We start from the raw sequence: 16,338 nt of genomic DNA on the forward strand, positions 1-16,338 counted from the left end.
GTGGTCAGCCTCGCTCATCCTCAATCAAAGGCTGATTTGTTCAGCGTTTCCCTAAGCCTGAGAAATACTGCCAGCGCGCGGGGTGTCGCGCCAGCGCTGGACCACGCCCTCATCGGACTCGTTGAAGGCGTGCTTCAGATACAGCAGCGCGATCATGATGCGCAGCGGCACGCGGGGCCGCCCGGCGTTGCTCTTGAGCCCAACCACGGCCGGGGCCTCGCCAAACAGGTCAAGGTCTGGCATGGCCACGCCTGCGCGAGCCTTGCGCACGAAGAGGTGAGAGACCGAGGCTTCGATTTGCTGCCACGGCATGCGTGAGGCCAACACCGCCAGCGGGTGGCGCAGGTCGATCATCTGATCGATGCGGCCGCGGAAGAAATCGTCGGTGGCGGGGCAGGCGAACACGGGCGAAACTCCAAGAAATCAGCGCAAATGCGGATTAAAACTGGGAGAAATTGCACCTCGAAATGGGCAAAATATACAAAAATCAATGGGTTATGAATATTTCAGGGGTGACGAATTCGGCCTAATCCTGATGGCTGCGACGCCGATCACGCGCTGCCGATGGTGCAGCGCATCCGCGAGGCGATCGCCGACCTCCGCTTCGCCTGGGGCGAACGGTCGTTCGCGATCGGGGTGTCGATCGGCATGGTGCCGATCGGCCCGCTAAAGCGCGAACCGGGCCCGCTGCTGGCCGCGGCCGACGCGGCCTGCTAAGCCGCCAAGGAGGCTGGCCGCAACCGCATCCACGTCTACGAGTCCGACGACCGCCAACTGCTGGAGCGCCAGGGTCAGATGCAGTGGGTGGCGCGGCTGCAGGCGGCGCTGGACGAAGATCGCCTGCGGCTGTATGCGCAGCCCATCGTGCCGCTGCACGGCGACGGCGGCGCCCCGCATGTCGAGATCCTGGTGCGGCTGGAAGAGGACGGCGAGCTGATCCAGCCCGGCGCCTTCCTGCCGGCGGCGGAGCGCTGCGGCCTGACGCCGCGCATCGACCAGTGGGTGGTGCGCAACACGCTGGCGTGGCTGAGCGACCGGCTGCGCCAGCATGGGCGGCTGGAGGGCCTCTTTGCCATCAACCTGTCGGGCGCGTCGCTGTCGGACGAGCGCTTCCGCCAGGATCCGCAGGCGCTGCTGCAGACGATGCAGCTGCCGCCCGGCACGGTGTGCTTCGAAATCACCGAAACCGCGGCGATGGTAAGCCTCTCCACCGTGGCGCACTTCATCGGCGAGGTCAAGCGCCTGGGCTGCCTGTTCGCGCTGGACGACTTCGGCAGCGGGCTGTCGTCGTTTGCCTACCTGAAAAACCTGCCGGTGGATTTCCTCAAGATCGACGGCAGCTTCGTCAAGGACATCGAGAGCGACCCGATCGACCTGGCGATGGTGCAGGCGATCAACGCCATCGGCCATGTGATGGGGCTGCGCACGGTGGCGGAGTAAGTGTCGTCGGAGGCCATCCTGCAGCGCGTGCGCGAGCTGGGCGTGGACTTCGCGCAGGGCTACCACGTCGGTCTGCCGCAGCCGCTGGACGCGCTGGCGCCGGTGCGGCGCATGCCGCGCTAAGGCGCCAGCGGCGCGCGCCGCGGCGGCGGTAGCACCGCCGCCACCGGGGTGGCTTCCAGCGGCAGCGCGCGCCAGACGCCGGCGGTGCTGTCGTCCTGCGCCAGCCACAGCACGCGCGCCAGCTCCGCCAGCCGGCGCTGGTGCAGATCGACCAGCAGCACCCAGCGGCCGTCCTCGTCGCTCAGGCGCCCCACCCAGCCCAGCGCCTGCAGCGCGCGCAGCGGCTGCTGCAGCTGCAGCGGATCGACACGCAGCCGCCGCGCCAGCGCCGCCAGCGCCAGCCCCGGACGCTCGCCGGCGCGGCTGGCCTCCAGCTCCGCCAGCAGTTCCAGCGCCAGCTGAAACGGCCAACCCGGCGTGTCACCGCGGCGCGCCACCCCCGCCAGCAAAAACGGCAGGTAGGCCACGATCACCGCCCCCAGCAGCACGATCAGCCACACCAGGTACAGCCACACCAGCAGGATCGGCACCGTGGCAAACGTGCCGTAGACCGCCGAGTAGGTCGGCACCGTGCGCAAGTACCACCCCAGCGCCTGCTGCGCCAGCTCGAACGCCAGCGCGACGAACACACCACCGACCAGCGCATGGCGCAGCCGCACCTGGGCATTCGGCACGTAGCGGTACAGCGCCGCCATGCCCAGCGCCAGCGCCGCGAACCCGGCCGCGTCCAGCGCCCAGCGCACGCCCTGGTGCGCCGCCGGCAACCAGCCGCGCGACACCGACAGCGCGTAGGAGCTCGCGCTCAGCATCAGCGCCAGCACCAGCGGCGCCAGCGTCAGCACCGCCCAGTACACCAGGACGCGCTGCGCCAGCGGCCGCAGCCGCGGCACGCGCCAGATGTCGTTGAGCTGGCGGTCGATCGTCAGCACCAGCACCAACGCCGTGGCCAGCAGCACGAGCGCCCCGCCGAGACCGATCTGGCCGGCCTGGCTGGCGAACTGCCACAGGTAGCGCCCGACCTGGCGCGCGATGTGGTCCGGCACCAGCGCCTCCACCATCCAGCGCTGCACGCGCTGCTCCATCGCGCCGAAGGCCGGAAACAGCGCGAACACCGCCAGCGCCACGGTCAGCAGCGGCACGAGCGAGATGGTGGTCGTGAACGTCAGGCTGCCGGCGGCCACCGCCAGCCGATCCTGCGCGAAGCGCTCGCGCAGCGTCTGCCACGTGGTGCGCCACGGAAAGTCGCGAGCCTCTTGCCAGCCACGCTGCCAGACGGGCCGCGGAGCGGCGTCGTCAACTGGGGCAGGCGCCACCCGCGCGGACGGATCGAATGCGGTCATGCCGCTATCATGCCAGCCGATGTCCGCGCCATCCTCATCCCCGTCCGTCCCCCCCGCCGGGCCCACTGCGACCCCTGTATCCGTCGTGCCCGCTGCCCTGGCGCAGGCGCGCTGGACACGGGCGCTGGCCGTGGCCTGTGTGCTGGGCCTGATCGTCCTGGGGCTGGCGTGGGAGCTGTGGCTGGCGCCGCTGCGCCCGGGCGGGTCGTGGTGGGCGCTCAAGGTCTTGCCGCTGGCCTTGCCCCTGCCCGGCCTGCTGAGCCACCGCATGTACACCTACCGCTGGCTCAGTCTGCTGGTGTGGCTCTACTTCACCGAAGGCATTGTGCGCGCCACCAGCGAAAGCGGGCTGTCGTCCGCACTGGCCTGGGGGCAGGTCGTGTTGTGCTTGGGGCTGTTTGCGGCCTGTGCCCTGCATGTGCGGCTGCGGCTGCGCGCCGCCCGCGTCCCGCAACCTGCGGACAGCGACGGTTCCGAATAATGGACCCGCCAACCGCCCCTCTCGATGCGCCCGCGCGGGCCGCCCTGCTGCAGGATCTGCGCGCCACCGTCGGCCCGGCGCACGTGCTCACCCCCGCCGATGCCGACCTGGAGCCGTGGGAACGCGACTGGCGCCGCCGGCACCGGGGCCGTGCCCTGGCGGTGGTGCGTCCCGGCAGCACGGAGGAAGCGGCCGCCGTGGTGCGCGCCTGCGCCGCCCACGGCGCCCCGATCGTGCCGCAGGGCGGCAACACCGGCTTGGTGCTGGGTGGCGTGCCGGATGGCAGCGGCACGCAGGTGGTGCTGAGCACCGCGCGGCTCAACCGCATCCGCGCGCTGGACGAGGCCAACCTGACGCTGACGGTGGAAGCCGGCTGCGTGCTGCAAGCCGCGCAGCAGGCCGCCGAGTCCGCCGGGTTGTGGCTGCCGCTGAGCCTGGCCGCCGAGGGCAGCTGCACCATCGGCGGCAACCTGGCCACCAACGCCGGCGGCACGCAGGTGCTGCGCTTCGGCAACGCGCGCGACCTGTGCCTGGGGCTGGAGGTGGTCACCGCCGACGGCCGGATCTGGAACGGCCTGCGCGGCCTGCGCAAGGACAACACCGGCTACGACCTGCGCCACCTGTTCATCGGCAGCGAGGGAACGCTGGGCATCATCACCGCCGCGGTGCTCAAGCTCGTGCCGCGCCCGGCGGCGCAGCTGACCGCTTGGGCCGCGGTGCCCGATCTGGCGGCCGCGGTGGCGCTGCTGGGCGTGGCGCAGCGCGGGCTGGGGCCGGCGCTGACCGGCTTCGAGGTGATGAACCAGGTTGCGCTGGCGCTGGTGCAGCGGCACTTTCCGCAACTGGCGGTGCCGCTGCCCGGCGTGGCACCTTACGCCGTGCTGCTGGAAACCAGCGACGCCGAGGGCGAAGCGCACGCCCGCGCGCGGCTGGAAGCGGTGCTGGACCAGGCGCTGCAGGATGGCTGCGCGCTGGACGCCGTGGTGGCCGAGAGCCTGGCGCAGGCGCGCACGCTGTGGCACATCCGCGAAAGCATCCCGCTGGCGCAGGCCGAGGAGGGACTCAACGTCAAGCACGACATCAGCCTGCCGGTGTCGCGCATCCCGGCCTTCTGCGCCGAGGCGCAAAGGGAGCTGGCGCGCGCCGTGCCGGGCGTGCGGCTGGTCAACTTTGGCCACCTGGGCGACGGCAACCTGCACTTCAACGTGCAGTGCCCCGAGGGGGCGGATGCCGCCGCCTTCCTGCGCGAACACGAGGCGCGCATCCACACGCTGGTCTACGACGCGGTGCAGCGCCACGACGGCTCGATCAGCGCGGAGCACGGCATCGGGGCGCTGAAGGCCGCCATCCTGCCGCGCTACCAGGACGCGGTGGCGCTGGACCTGATGCGCGCCGTCAAGCGCGTGCTCGACCCCGACAACAGGCTCAACCCGGGCAAACTGCTGGTCTGACGGCGGCGATAATCCGCCCATGATGCCGCGCCCCATCCGCCACCAGTACGAAGACTTTATGCGTCATGTGTATGAGCATGGCGTGGTCAAGACCGACCGGACGGGCGTGGGCACGCGCAGCGTCTTCGGCTACCAGATGCGCTTCGACCTGTCGGAGGGCTTTCCGCTAGTGACCACCAAAAAGGTGCATCTCAAAAGCATCATTTTGGAGCTGCTGTGGTTTTTGCGCGGCGAGCGCAACGTGCGCTGGCTGCAGGAGCGCGGCGTGACCATCTGGGACGAATGGGCGCGCGAGGACGGTGACCTGGGTCCCATCTACGGTGTGCAGTGGCGCAGTTGGCCCACCCCCGATGGCGGCCATATCGACCAAATCGCCCAGGTGGTGCACCAACTGAAAACCCAGCCGGACTCGCGGCGCATCATCGTCAGCGCCTGGAACGTGGCCGACCTGCCGCACATGGCGCTGGCACCGTGCCACGCCTTTTTTCAGTTCTACGTCGCCAACGGGCGGCTGAGTTGCCAGCTCTACCAGCGCAGCGCCGATGTCTTCCTGGGGGTGCCGTTCAACATCGCCAGCTACGCGCTGCTGACGCACATGCTGGCGCAGCAGTGCGATCTGCAGCCGGGCGAGTTCATCTGGACCGGCGGCGACTGCCACATCTACCAAAACCATGTGGAGCAGGTGGAGCTGCAACTGAGCCGCCAACCCTACCCCTACCCCACCCTGCACCTGCGGCGCCGGCCGGCGTCCATTTTCGATTACGCCTACGAGGACTTCGAGGTCCAGGGCTACCAGCACCACCCGGCCATCAAAGCGCCGGTGGCGGTGTGACGCGCCCATGCTCACCCGCGGCCAAACCTGGGGCCTGGTGGCGCTGACCCTGATGTGGGGCGTCAACTGGCCGGTGATGAAGCTGTCGCTGCAGGAGCTCTCGCCGCTGTACTTTCGCGCCGCTACGATGACCGGCGGAGCGCTGTGGCTGTTCGCGTTCTACCGCTGGCGGCGCGTGCGGCTGGCCCCGGCCGGCGCCGAGTGGCGCAGCATCATCACGCTGGCGCTGCCCAACATGCTCGGCTGGCACACGCTGGCCATCTTCGGCGTGGCGGCGCTGGCCTCGGGCCGGGCGGCCATCTTGGGTTTCACCATGCCGGTGTGGACGGTGCTGCTGGGGGCACTGTTTTTTGGACAGCGCCTCACTCGCCGCTCCGCCCTGGCGGCGTTGCTCGTGGCCGGTGCGGTGGCCTTGCTGCTGGCCGACGAGCTGGGCGCTATGGCCGGGCGGCCGCTGGGCGTGGCGGTGATGCTGGGCGCCGCCATCAGCTGGGCGGTGGGCACGCTGATGATGCGCCGCGCCACCCTGACCCTGCCCATGGAGGCCCTGACGGTGTGGATGATGGGCCTTACCGCACTGGCGCTGTGGGCCCTGGCCGCCACCTTCGAGCCCTGGCCCCAGTGGCAATTCAGCCCGCGCATGTGGGGGCTGCTGGCCTACGGCGTGTTCATGAACTACGGCTTCGCGCAGATCATCTGGTTTTCGCTGGCGCGCCACCTGCCCCCGGCCACCAGCGCGATGAGCGTGATGATGGTGCCGCTGATCGGCACCGCCAGCGCCACCGTGATTGCCGGCGAATGGCCGCGCTGGACCGACGGCGTGGCCGTGGTGTGCGTGATGGCGGCGATTGCCGCGGTGTTGGTTCCGGCCGGCGCGTGGCGGCGGGCACTGGGGCGGTGAAGCTCTGCAAGCACGCCCGCCGCCGCGCCGCGGTCAGTCACTCCACGATCACGTAAACCTTCGTGACCGTCTGCAGCACCTCGAACGCGCCGGCGAAGCCCGGCGGGATGTGAATCGACTGGCCCGGGCCGGCTTCCTCGAAGCCGCCACCGTCGCGATGCACGCGGCAGCGGCCTTCCAGCACGGTGAAGATCTCGCGCTCGGTGGGGCTGAAAGCGATGCGCCACTGGCCCGGCTCGCAGCGCCAGATGCCGGTGCTGAGCGTGCGCGCACCGTCCAGCGGCGCGTCGAGCACGTTCCAGGTCTCGCGTTGCGGGTTGCCGACGAGGCGCCGGTCGGGCTTGGGGCGGGACACCTCCGGCGCCCCGTGCATGGGGTGGCCAAAGGCGAGCAGGTCGCGAGCGGACATGGGGGACTCCTCCGGCCGGGCTCAGGCACGCGGCAGCGTCACGCCGTGCTGGCCTTGGTACTTGCCGCCGCGGTCTTTGTACGACACCTCGCACACCTCGTCGCTCTCGAAAAACAACACCTGCGCGCAGCCTTCCCAAGCGTAGATCTTGGCCGGCAGCGGCGTGGTATTGGAAAACTCCAGCGTCACATAGCCTTCCCATTCCGGCTCGAACGGCGTGACGTTGACGATGATGCCGCAGCGCGCGTAGGTGCTTTTGCCCAGGCAGATCGTCAGCACGTTGCGCGGGATGCGGAAATATTCCACCGTGCGCGCCAGCGCAAAGCTGTTGGGCGGGATGATGCAGTGGTCGCCGTGGAAGTCGACGAAGCTCTTCTCGTCGAAGTTTTTCGGGTCCACCACTGTGCTGTGGATGTTGGTGAAGACCTTGAATTCGGGTGCGCAGCGAATGTCGTAGCCGTAGCTGCTGGTGCCGTAGCTGATGACCTTGCGGCCCTCGACCTCGCGAATCTGGCCCAGCTCGAACGGCTCGATCATGCCGTGTTCCTCCGCCATGCGGCGGATCCATTTGTCGCTCTTGAGGGTCATGGTGCGCAGGGGTGCCTGTGGGTGATCGGCGCATTGTACGAAGGCCGCCTCGCCGCTTTGTGACCAACCGGTGCCAGGCCAATGGGGTCCAGGCCCTTGCTGATCCCGCGAAGGGCCAGCCAGCGCGCCGTCAGGTCTGCGCCGCCGCGTCCGCAAACGCGCGCTGCAGCGCCGCGTCGTGCACCGCCTGCACGCCGTGGTCGATGCGCTGCACCTGCAGCAGGTCCAGCGCCTGGCGGATGTAGTCGGGCGGCCCTTCCTCGCCGGCGTAGTACAGGTCCAGAAAACTCTGCAGGCTGGTGAAGGCGTAGGCCTCGCGCACGGCCTCGACGTCGGCGTACGGCAGCGCCACGCCGTGGCGGCGCGCCAGCGCCAGCATCATCTCTGGCTCCAGCGTACCCTCGATGTGCAGGTGCAGCTCGGCCTTCGGCGCGCGGCTGCCAGGCCGGGTAGTCGGGCACGAGCGGGCGGCCGTCGGTGGTCAGCGACACTTCGTACGGTGGCACCTCGGCGTGCGTCGGCGCGCCGAGCCAGCCATCGTGCACATAGGCGAAGTGCGCGGTATCGAGGAAGTTCTCGATCGCGCGCGGGGCGCTGGTGGCCACGTCGAACGGCCCGTGCACGACGCGCCGCGGCAGCAGCGCGGGCAGTGCTGGCGGCGCAGGCGTGGCCGCGGTGCGGGCAGCGGTCGGCGAACGCCTGCGCCGCGCCCGAGCCGTCGCGCCACAGCACGAGCGGCTCGTCCAGCAGCGTGACCGGCACCGGCGCCGCGCCGACGTCATCGGCCAGCGCCACCGGCCACCAGTGGTCGCGCTCGACCATCACTTACCGGCCGGGACCTTGCCTTGCACGCCCTTGACGAAGAAGTTGACCTTGTCCTTCCAGTCCTGGTCGGCCTTGACACCCTTGGCCAGCACTTCCTCGCCGGTGTTGTCGACGATCGGGCCGGTGAAGACCTCGAACTCGCCGCTCTTGAGGCCCGCCTTGATCTCCTCGACCTTCTTCTTGGCCTCCTCCGGCACGACGTCGGCAATCTTGATCAGGTCGTTGAGGCCTTCCTTGACGCCCCAGACGGTGCGCTTGGTCTGCCACGTGCCGTCCAACACCTCCTGCACGGCCTGGACGTAGTACGGGCCCCAGTTGACGACCGCAGAGGCCAGGTGCGCCTTCGGGCCGAAGCTGCTCATGTCGCTGTCCCAGCCGAAGGCGTACTTGCCGTTCTTCTCGGCGGTCTGCAGCACCGCGGTGGAGTCGGTGTTCTGCAGCAGCACGTCGGCGCCCTGGTTGATCAGGCTCTGCGCTGCCTCGGTCTCCTTGGACGGGTCGAACCAGGTGTTGACCCACACGACCTTGAGCTTGATGTTGGGCTTGACGGTCTGCGCACCCAGCGCGAAGGCGTTGATGTTGCGCAGCACCTCGGGGATGGGGAACGAGCCGACGAAGCCCAACGTGCCCGTCTTGCTCATGTGCGCGGCGATGATGCCGGCCATGTAGGTGTCCTGGTAGAAGCTGGCGTCGTAGATGCGCATATTGGGCGCGGTCTTGTAGCCGGTGGCGTGCTCGAATTTCACATCCGGAAACTCCTGCGCCACCTTCAGCATCGGCTCCATGTAGCCGAACGACGTCGCGAAGATGATCTTGTTGCCCTGCGCGGCCAGGTCGCGGATCACGCGCTCGGCGTCGGCCCCCTCCGGCACGCTCTCGACGAAGGTGGTCTGCACCTTGTCACCAAAGTGCGCCTCCACCGCCTTGCGGCCGAGGTCGTGCGCAAACGACCAGCCGGCGTCGCCCACCGGACCGACATAGACCCAGGCGGCTTTCAGGGGCTCGGGCTTGGGCGCCTGCGTGGCCGGGGCGGGGGCCGGCGCGGGGGCGGCCTCCTCCTTCTTGCCGCAGCCCACCAGGGCGCTGCCCGCCACCAGCCCCAGCGCCGCGGCCTTGGCAGCGGTCTTGAGCCATTCGCGCTTGTTTGCATCGATCATGGAAGTACTCCTGCGTGAAAAAGGGGATGTTACGACCCGGGATAAAACGGCTTACCCAAGGACTGGGGCATGTGGGTGCGGATCCACAGCGGACTGCGAGAAATCAGCACCAGCACCACGATGGTGGCCAGGTAAGGCATCATGGTCAGGAACTGGCTGGGCACCTGCACCCCCATGCCTTGCAGGTGAAACTGCAGCATCGTCACACCGCCAAACAGATACGCACCAAGCAAAATACGTGCCGGTCGCCAGGTGGCGAAGGTGGTCAGCGCCAGCGCGATCCAGCCCTTGCCGGCGATCATGCCCTCGACCCACAGCGGTGTATAGACGGTGGACACATAGGCCCCGGCCAGCCCGCACAGTGCGCCCCCAATCACCACCGCCAGCAGCCGAATGCGGCGCACTGGGTAGCCCAGGGCGTGGGCGGATTCCGGGTTCTCGCCCACGCTGCGCAGCACCAGTCCGGTGCGTGTGCGGTCGAAAAACCACACCAGCCCCACCGCCAGCGCAACCGCCGCATACACCAGCGCATGCTGGCGAAACAGCGCCGCACCCAGAAAGGGCAGATCCCCCAGCAGGGGCACATGGGGCGCAACCAACTCCGGCAATTTGTGCTGGGTGTAGGGCTGCCCGCCAAAAGCGGACAGCCCGGCCCCGAACAGGCTGAGCGCCAACCCGGTGGCGTACTGGTTGGTGTTGAGGTAGATGACCAGCCAACCGAAGACCAGCGACAGCAGCGCCGCCACTCCCATGCCGGCCAGAAAACCCAGCGGATGCGCCCCAAAGTGCACCACCGCCGCAAAACCGGCCAGCGCGCCGCACAGCATCAGCCCCTCGGCACCGAGGTTGACGACGCCGACCTTCTCGTTGATCAGCAGCCCCAGCGCCGCGATCGCCAGCACCGTGCCGGCGTTGAGCGAGGCCGCAATCAGCAGGGCAACGGACTCCATCAGCCCCTCCTCCAGTGCAGACGGTAGTGGATGAGCGTGTCACAGGCCAGCAGCGCAAACAGCAACAGGCCCTGGAACACCCCGGTTATGGACTTGGGCAGCCCCAGGCGGGACTGGGCCAGTTCGCCACCAATGTAGAACATACTCATGAGGAGGGCCGAGCCGACGATGCCCACGGGGTGCAGTCGCCCGACGAAGGCCACGATGATGGCCGCAAACCCGTAGCCCACCGGCACATGGGGCGTGAGCTGGCCCACAGGACCGGCCACCTCCAACGCCCCGGCCAGCCCCGCCAGCGCCCCGGTGACACCCATGGCCACCCACAGCGCCGTGCGCGACGAAAACCCCGCATAGCGGGCCGCTGCCGGCGCCAGCCCGCCGACCTGCTGGGCAAAACCCGCCCGCGTGCGGAACAAAAAGGCCCAGACCGCCACCACCGCTCCCAGGCCCAGTAGCAATCCCAGGTGGACGCGCAGTCCCTCGAACAGCCGGGGCACCTGTGCCGTGGCATCGAACCGCTGTGTCTGCGGGAAGTTAAATCCCATCGGATCCTTCCACGGGCCGTAGACCAAGTAGTTGAGCACCTGCACGGCCACATAGACCAGCATCAGGCTGACCAGGATCTCGTTGGCGTTGAAGCGGTCGCGCAGCAGCGCCGTGAGGCTGGCCCACGCCAGCCCGCCCGCCACGCCCGCCAGCAACACCAGCGGCCAGACTGCAAAACCCACCCCCTGCAGGGCCAGGGCCGTGCCGCTGGCGCACACCGCGCCGATGACGAACTGCCCCTCGGCCCCGATGTTCCACACGTTGGAGCGAAAACCGATCGCCAGGCCCAGGCCAATCAGCAACAGGGGCGTGGCCTTGAGCAACAGCTCGCTCCAGGCGCGGGCGTTGCGCACCGGCTCCCAGAAAAAAACGCGCAGACCGGCCACGGGGTCCTTGCCCAGCGCGGCAAACAAGGCCATGCCGATCAGCACGGTCAGCGCAATGGCCAGCAGCGGCGAGGCGTAGCTCCACGCCGCCGACGGCTGGGGACGCATCTCAAGCCGCAGCATGGCGCGCCTCCTCGGCCTGGGGCCACAAGCCCGACATCCACTCGCCGATGCGCTCCACGCTGGCCTCGGCCACCGGCACCGAGGGCGAGAGCCGGCCGCGGGCGATCACATACAGCCGGTCGCACAGCTCGAACAGCTCGTCCAGCTCCTCGCTGACGACCAGGACCGCGCAGCCCGCCTCGCGCAGGGCGACGATTTCGCCGCGAATCTGCGCGGCCGCCCCCACGTCCACCCCCCACGTTGGCTGCGAGACGATGAGCACCGTGGGGCGGGCCTCGATCTCGCGCCCGACGATGAACTTTTGCAGATTGCCCCCTGACAGCGACTTGGCCGCGGCATCCGGGCCCGCGGCCTTGACCCCGTAGCGGGCGATGATGTCGTCGGCCTGGGCCCGCAGCGCCCCCAGGCGCAGCCAGCCGCCGCGCCCCACGGCGTCGCGGCGCGTCAGCAGCAGGTTGTGCGCCAGCCCCAGCGTGGGGACGGCCCCGCGGCCCAGGCGTTCCTCCGGCACGAAGTGCAGGCCCTGCCGGCGCCGCCGCCCCGGACCGGCGCGGGCGATGTCGCGCCCCGCCAGCCGCACCGAGCCTGCGGGGGCCGAGGTCGTTTCGCCCGACAGCGCATGGAGCAGCTCGCGCTGGCCGTTGCCCGACACCCCGGCGATGCCAACGATCTCGCCCGCGCGCACCTGCAAGGCAATGTCGTGCAAATCGGTACCGAACGGCTCGGCTCTGGGCAGCGTCAGGCCGCGCACGTCCAGCACCACGGCCCCGCTGGGCGCGCGGTGGGGCGGTAGGGTGGGCGGCTCGCTGCCGATCATCAGGCGCGACAGATCCGCATTGCTGGCCTGCCGCGGATCGCACACGCCGGTCACGCGCCCACCGCGCATCACCGTGCAGGTGTCGCACAGGGCGCGAATCTCGTGCAGCTTGTGGCTTATGTAGAGAATGCTGCAGCCCTCGGCGGCCAGTTGGCGCAGCACGACGAACAGGCGCTCGACCGCCTGCGGCGTGAGCACCGAGGTCGGCTCGTCCAGGATCAACAGCTGCGGCTGGGTCAGCAGCGCGCGCACGATCTCCACCCGCTGGCGCTCGCCCACGGACAGCGTGTGCACGGGCCGACGCGGATCGATCTCCAGACCGTACTCGTGGGCCTTGATCTCGATCGATTCGGTCACCTCGCGCAGCGACACCGCGGCGTCCAGGCCGAGCCAGACGTTCTCGGCCACGGTCAGCGTCTCGAACAGACTGAAGTGCTGGAACACCATGCTGATGCCCAGCGCACGCGCCTCCTGCGGATTGCGCACGTGCACCGGGCGGCCATTGAAGAGCATCGCACCGTCGTCGGGCTTGACGGCCCCGTAGATGATCTTCATGAGGGTGGATTTGCCGGCGCCGTTTTCGCCCAACACGGCGTGGATGCTGCCCGGCAGCACCTCCAGCGAGACGCCGTCGTTGGCCACCACGCCGGGGTAGCGCTTGGTGATGTGGTGCAGTTGCAATCGGGGCGGAGGGCTCATGGCGCGGGGTCGGTGCCGATCGTGGGCGCGCGGGCCGGATCGCGGCGGCGCGAAGGTGCGGATGGTAACGGGGTTTGGCCGTCGGGCGGCGGATCGGCCAAGCCCGCCGCCACTTCGCGGATGGTCTGGCGCAGCCACTGGGCAGCGGGCGAGCCGTGCGTGCGGTCGTGCCAAAGCTGGTAGTACAACAGGCGCGGGAAGGCCAGCGGGGGCTCGACGATGGCCACCGGCAGCACCTGCAAAAAGCGCTGGCAGTACTGCCGTCCCGTGGTCAGCACCAGCAGACTCTGGCTGACCATGGCCGGAATCAGCCCGAAGTGCGGGCAGCGCGCGACGATGTTGCGCGCCAGCCCCTGCCGGGCCAGCGGCGCCGCGGCCTTGACGCGCGCGACCAGCCGCGGCAAAAACCTGGAGTCCAGATAGTCGCTCGCCGCCACCGCGAAGGTATGCGGGCTGCTGGGCGGATCGAAGGCGCGCGCGCCGCCGAGCATGGTCTCGGCCTGGCGCAGGATCTCGGCGGCGGGGGCGATCATGCGCTGGGCGACCGCCGTGGGCACCATGGCCGCACCGGTGCGCACGAGCAGCGGATCGCCGGTTAGTCGCCGCAGGCGGCGCAGGGCGGCACTGACCGCCGGCTGGTGCATGCCCAACCGGACGGCGGCCCGCGTGACACTGCGTTCGGTCAACACCGTGTGCAACACCCGTATCAAATGGATGTCGATGCTGTCCCACGGAACCGGTCGTGACATACCGCAACGATTATGCCTCCCATAATCCTGGCAACATGACGGTGACCGCCCGTGCGCGTACCCTGTCGGCCATGAGTACCGACAACGCCACCCCCGCTGGCGCCTGCGGGGCGCCGCCCAGTCCCCCGCCGCCCCTGCGCCTGGTGCACCGGGGACGGGTCCGCCAGCCCGACGCCGTGCCGACCGACCGCACACTGCTGGCGCTGCTGCGCGAGGACCTGGGGCTGACCAGCGTTAAGGAAGGCTGCGCCAGTGGCGACTGCGGGGCCTGCACCGTGGCCGTGGCCGACCACGGACCGGGCGGCGCGCTGCGTTGGCGCGCACTCAACAGCTGCATTCGGCTGGCCCATGCGGCCAACGGCTGCGCCGTCTGGACCGCCGAAGATCTGACGCAGGACCCGCTGATCGCGTGCACCGGCCCCCTACACCCCGTGCAGCAGGCACTGGTGGACGCCCACGGATCGCAGTGCGGCTTTTGCACGCCCGGCTTCGTGATGAGCCTGTTCGTACTGTACCAACGACACCCCGCCGGCAGCCCGGTGACCCGCGACGAGGCGGTGCAGGCCCTGTCGGGCAACCTGTGCCGCTGCACCGGCTACCGACCCATCCTGGACGCCGCCCAAGCCATGACCACGTTGCCCCCCGCCACCGTGGACGCGGCCGCGCTGCAAGCCCTGCTGGCGACCGCGCAGCCGGCGGCGCATCCCCCCGCCCCGCTGCCCGGCACAGCGGCGCCGGCCTACCTGGCGCCGCGCGATCTGGACACCTTGCTGGCCGCGCGGGCATGCTGGCCACACGTGCCCTTAGTGGCCGGCGCCACCGATGCCGGCCTGTGGATCACCAAGCAGCACCGCCGTTTGACCCAGGTGCTGGATGTGTCGCGCTGCGCCGCGCTGCAGCGCATCGACACGCAGGACGGTCCTCATGGGCCCACGCTGCGCATTGGCGCGGCCGCTACACCATACGACGCCTTTGCCGCCCTGCAGGCCCACTGGCCGTCCTTGCGCGACTTTTTCGGCCGCTTCGCGGGCCAACCCATCCGCAATGGGGGCACCTTGGGGGGCAATGTCGCCAACGGCTCGCCGATCGGGGATTCGATGCCGCTGCTGATCGCCCTAGGCGCCACGGTGGTGCTGCTGCGCCACGGAGCGTGCGGCCCGGAAGAACGCCGGCTGCCGCTGGAGGATTTCTACCGCGGCTGTCGGCAGACCGCGCTGGCCCCAGACGAACTGGTGGGCTACTTGGACATCCCGCTCGGCGAGGGACGCGCGCGGCCCGAGGTTCATGCGCACAAGGTGTCCAAGCGTTTCGAGGACGACATCTCCGCCGTCTGTCTGGCGCTGGCGCTCTGGCGCGATGCCGAGGGCCGGGTGGTGCAGGCCCGCATTGGCGCCGGCGGCGCGGTCCCCGTGCCGGCGCGCGCACGCGCCGCCGAAGCCGCGCTGCGCGGCCAGCCCTGGCAGGCCGACACCGTGCACGCCGCGATGGACGCGCTGCAATCGGAGTTTGCACCGCTGAGCGACGGGCGGACCAGCGCGGCGTACCGGCGCGCCGTGCTCGGCAACCTGCTGTGGCGCACCTGGCTGGCCACGACGGCGGCGCCGGATACGCCCCCGCTGCGGCTGGATGAACACGCCCCGTGGCAGGCACTGCTGCAGACCACGGCGGAGGAGCGCGCATGAACGCCGCCCTGCCCCTCGATGCCGCGACCGGGCCCGCCTGCGGAGCCCCCATCGCCCACGAAAGCGCCCGCGCCCAGGTGGCCGGCCGCGCGCACTATGTGGACGACCTGCCCGAGCCGCGCGGCACCCGCCATGCCGCCCCCATCCTGTCGCCGGTGGCGCATGGGCGGCGCGGGGACGCGGCCACCGCCATTGGCCAGGCGCCGCACCGGCTGCAGGGGGGCTTTGCGGTCGGTGGGCAGGAACATTATTACCTGGAGGGCCAGGTGGCGCTGGCCATCCCGCAGGAGCAGGACCAGTGGACCGTGCTGTCGAGCACACAGCACCCGGGCGAAGTGCAGCACTGGGTGGCGCATGCGCTGGGACTGGCCAGCCATCGTGTGCGGGTGGAGTGCCGGCGCATGGGCGGGGGCTTTGGCGGCAAGGAGACGCAGGCGGGCCATGTCGCGGTCTGGGCGGCGCTCGCGGCGCACAAGGTCGGCGCCCCCGTGAAACTGCGGCTGGACCGCGACGACGACATTCTGATCACCGGCAAACGCCACCCCTTCGCCTACGACTACGCGGTCGGCTTCGATGACGGCGGCCGCATCCTGGGGTTGGAGCTGTCGATGTACGTGGACTGCGGCTTTTCGGCCGACCTGTCCGGACCGGTGGCCGACCGGGCCGTCTTTCACAGCGACAACGCCTATTTCGTCCCGCATGTCGCGCTGCACAGCTACCGCTGCCGCACCCACAAGCAAAGCGCCACGGCCTTTCGCGGCTTTGGCGGCCCCAGGGCATGATCGCCATCGAGACGCTGATCGGCGACATCGCGCGCCACCTGGGCCTGGACCACCTGGTGGTGCGCCGCCGCAATCTGTACGACGACACCCCCGCGCCAACGTGGACCGCCCCGCTGC

General features: G+C 69.8%; 18 protein-coding genes and 4 pseudogenes. 9 read left to right on the top strand and 13 right to left on the bottom strand.

Going from position 1 to position 16,338, the window contains the following annotated elements:
- Nucleotides 1-51: 51 nt before the first annotated feature.
- A complete protein-coding gene (locus tag V7026_RS07795; protein ID WP_334154837.1) occupies nucleotides 52-405 on the bottom strand; it encodes a transposase in 354 nt (117 codons plus the stop codon).
- A gap of 159 nt (nucleotides 406-564) precedes the next feature.
- On the opposite strand from V7026_RS07795, the gene V7026_RS07800 reads away from it, so the two are divergent.
- The 3 genes from V7026_RS07800 (at nucleotide 565) to V7026_RS07810 (ending at nucleotide 1,563) form a co-directional block, all read left to right on the top strand.
- A complete protein-coding gene (locus V7026_RS07800; RefSeq protein ID WP_334154838.1) occupies nucleotides 565-717 on the top strand; it encodes a hypothetical protein in 153 nt (50 codons plus the stop codon).
- A 78-nt stretch (nucleotides 718-795) separates the two neighbouring features.
- Nucleotides 796-1,440 (top strand): EAL domain-containing protein, encoded by a 645-nt coding sequence (locus V7026_RS07805; protein ID WP_334154839.1) that lies wholly within the window; start codon nucleotides 796-798, stop codon nucleotides 1,438-1,440.
- On the top strand, nucleotides 1,441-1,563 hold the full coding sequence (locus tag V7026_RS07810) for a hypothetical protein (RefSeq protein ID WP_334154840.1): 123 nt from the start codon (nucleotides 1,441-1,443) through the stop codon (nucleotides 1,561-1,563).
- Here the strand turns inward: V7026_RS07810 and V7026_RS07815 are convergent.
- Complete coding sequence (locus V7026_RS07815; protein WP_334154841.1) at nucleotides 1,560-2,843, bottom strand: YihY family inner membrane protein; 1,284 nt, start codon at nucleotides 2,841-2,843, stop codon at nucleotides 1,560-1,562. The genes V7026_RS07810 and V7026_RS07815 overlap by 4 nt on opposite strands.
- A 19-nt stretch (nucleotides 2,844-2,862) precedes the next feature.
- Here V7026_RS07815 and V7026_RS07820 point away from each other — a divergent pair, with 19 nt between their 5' ends.
- The 4 genes from V7026_RS07820 to V7026_RS07835 are packed head-to-tail and all read left to right on the top strand — an operon-like array spanning nucleotide 2,863 to nucleotide 6,508.
- Nucleotides 2,863-3,324 carry a DUF2069 domain-containing protein gene (locus tag V7026_RS07820; protein WP_334154842.1) on the top strand — a complete coding sequence of 154 codons (462 nt, stop codon included), beginning with the start codon at nucleotides 2,863-2,865 and terminating at the stop codon, nucleotides 3,322-3,324.
- Nucleotides 3,324-4,775 (top strand): FAD-binding oxidoreductase, encoded by a 1,452-nt coding sequence (locus tag V7026_RS07825; protein ID WP_334154843.1) that lies wholly within the window; start codon nucleotides 3,324-3,326, stop codon nucleotides 4,773-4,775. Before V7026_RS07820 ends, V7026_RS07825 begins: the two co-directional genes overlap by 1 nt.
- A gap of 19 nt (nucleotides 4,776-4,794) precedes the next feature.
- Nucleotides 4,795-5,607, top strand: a complete 813-nt coding sequence (locus V7026_RS07830; RefSeq protein WP_334154844.1) for a thymidylate synthase — start codon at nucleotides 4,795-4,797, stop codon at nucleotides 5,605-5,607.
- A 7-nt stretch (nucleotides 5,608-5,614) separates the two neighbouring features.
- Nucleotides 5,615-6,508, top strand: coding sequence for a DMT family transporter (locus V7026_RS07835; RefSeq protein WP_334154845.1), 894 nt, complete (start codon nucleotides 5,615-5,617; stop codon nucleotides 6,506-6,508).
- Between the two features lie 37 nt (nucleotides 6,509-6,545).
- Here V7026_RS07835 and V7026_RS07840 read toward each other — a convergent pair whose 3' ends face one another.
- The 11 genes and pseudogenes from V7026_RS07840 to V7026_RS07880 all read right to left on the bottom strand — a co-directional run bounded on the left by V7026_RS07840 (nucleotide 6,546) and on the right by V7026_RS07880 (nucleotide 13,757).
- Complete coding sequence (locus V7026_RS07840; protein ID WP_334154846.1) at nucleotides 6,546-6,917, bottom strand: cupin domain-containing protein; 372 nt, start codon at nucleotides 6,915-6,917, stop codon at nucleotides 6,546-6,548.
- A gap of 21 nt (nucleotides 6,918-6,938) precedes the next feature.
- The gene (gene dcd / locus V7026_RS07845; protein ID WP_334154847.1) at nucleotides 6,939-7,505 is read right to left on the bottom strand and encodes a dCTP deaminase; all 567 of its coding nucleotides are present in this window, start codon (nucleotides 7,503-7,505) and stop codon (nucleotides 6,939-6,941) included.
- A gap of 130 nt (nucleotides 7,506-7,635) precedes the next feature.
- Complete coding sequence (locus V7026_RS11455) at nucleotides 7,636-7,719, bottom strand: hypothetical protein (protein ID WP_334166078.1); 84 nt, start codon at nucleotides 7,717-7,719, stop codon at nucleotides 7,636-7,638.
- A gap of 48 nt (nucleotides 7,720-7,767) precedes the next feature.
- A pseudogene (locus V7026_RS07850) lies at nucleotides 7,768-7,949 on the bottom strand (adenosine deaminase); the annotation flags it as partial.
- Between the two features lie 86 nt (nucleotides 7,950-8,035).
- Nucleotides 8,036-8,128, bottom strand: a pseudogene (locus V7026_RS11460) (hypothetical protein); the annotation flags it as partial.
- 100 nt (nucleotides 8,129-8,228) lie between these two features.
- A pseudogene (locus V7026_RS11465) lies at nucleotides 8,229-8,327 on the bottom strand (aromatic ring-hydroxylating dioxygenase subunit alpha); the annotation flags it as partial.
- Nucleotides 8,327-9,487 carry a BMP family ABC transporter substrate-binding protein gene (locus V7026_RS07860; RefSeq protein ID WP_334154848.1) on the bottom strand — a complete coding sequence of 387 codons (1,161 nt, stop codon included), beginning with the start codon at nucleotides 9,485-9,487 and terminating at the stop codon, nucleotides 8,327-8,329. The pseudogene V7026_RS11465 and the gene V7026_RS07860, both read right to left, overlap by 1 nt.
- A gap of 29 nt (nucleotides 9,488-9,516) precedes the next feature.
- A complete protein-coding gene (locus V7026_RS07865; RefSeq protein ID WP_334154849.1) occupies nucleotides 9,517-10,437 on the bottom strand; it encodes an ABC transporter permease in 921 nt (306 codons plus the stop codon).
- Nucleotides 10,437-11,492 carry an ABC transporter permease gene (locus V7026_RS07870; RefSeq protein ID WP_334154850.1) on the bottom strand — a complete coding sequence of 352 codons (1,056 nt, stop codon included), beginning with the start codon at nucleotides 11,490-11,492 and terminating at the stop codon, nucleotides 10,437-10,439. The genes V7026_RS07865 and V7026_RS07870 overlap by 1 nt, the downstream gene beginning before the upstream one ends.
- Nucleotides 11,479-13,008, bottom strand: coding sequence for an ABC transporter ATP-binding protein (locus V7026_RS07875; protein WP_334154851.1), 1,530 nt, complete (start codon nucleotides 13,006-13,008; stop codon nucleotides 11,479-11,481). The genes V7026_RS07870 and V7026_RS07875 overlap by 14 nt, the downstream gene beginning before the upstream one ends.
- The gene (locus tag V7026_RS07880; protein ID WP_334154852.1) at nucleotides 13,005-13,757 is read right to left on the bottom strand and encodes a LysR family transcriptional regulator; all 753 of its coding nucleotides are present in this window, start codon (nucleotides 13,755-13,757) and stop codon (nucleotides 13,005-13,007) included. The genes V7026_RS07875 and V7026_RS07880 overlap by 4 nt, the downstream gene beginning before the upstream one ends.
- A gap of 71 nt (nucleotides 13,758-13,828) precedes the next feature.
- On the opposite strand from V7026_RS07880, the gene xdhA reads away from it, so the two are divergent.
- Both xdhA and V7026_RS07890 read left to right on the top strand, forming a co-directional pair.
- On the top strand, nucleotides 13,829-15,439 hold the full coding sequence (gene xdhA, locus V7026_RS07885; protein ID WP_443082329.1) for a xanthine dehydrogenase small subunit: 1,611 nt from the start codon (nucleotides 13,829-13,831) through the stop codon (nucleotides 15,437-15,439).
- Nucleotides 15,436-16,338 (top strand): annotated as a pseudogene (locus V7026_RS07890) (molybdopterin cofactor-binding domain-containing protein); the annotation flags it as partial. The gene xdhA and the pseudogene V7026_RS07890, both read left to right, overlap by 4 nt.

The sequence above is a fragment of the Tepidimonas sp. genome (assembly GCF_036825565.1).
Classification (GTDB): Bacteria; Pseudomonadota; Gammaproteobacteria; order Burkholderiales; family Burkholderiaceae_C; genus Tepidimonas.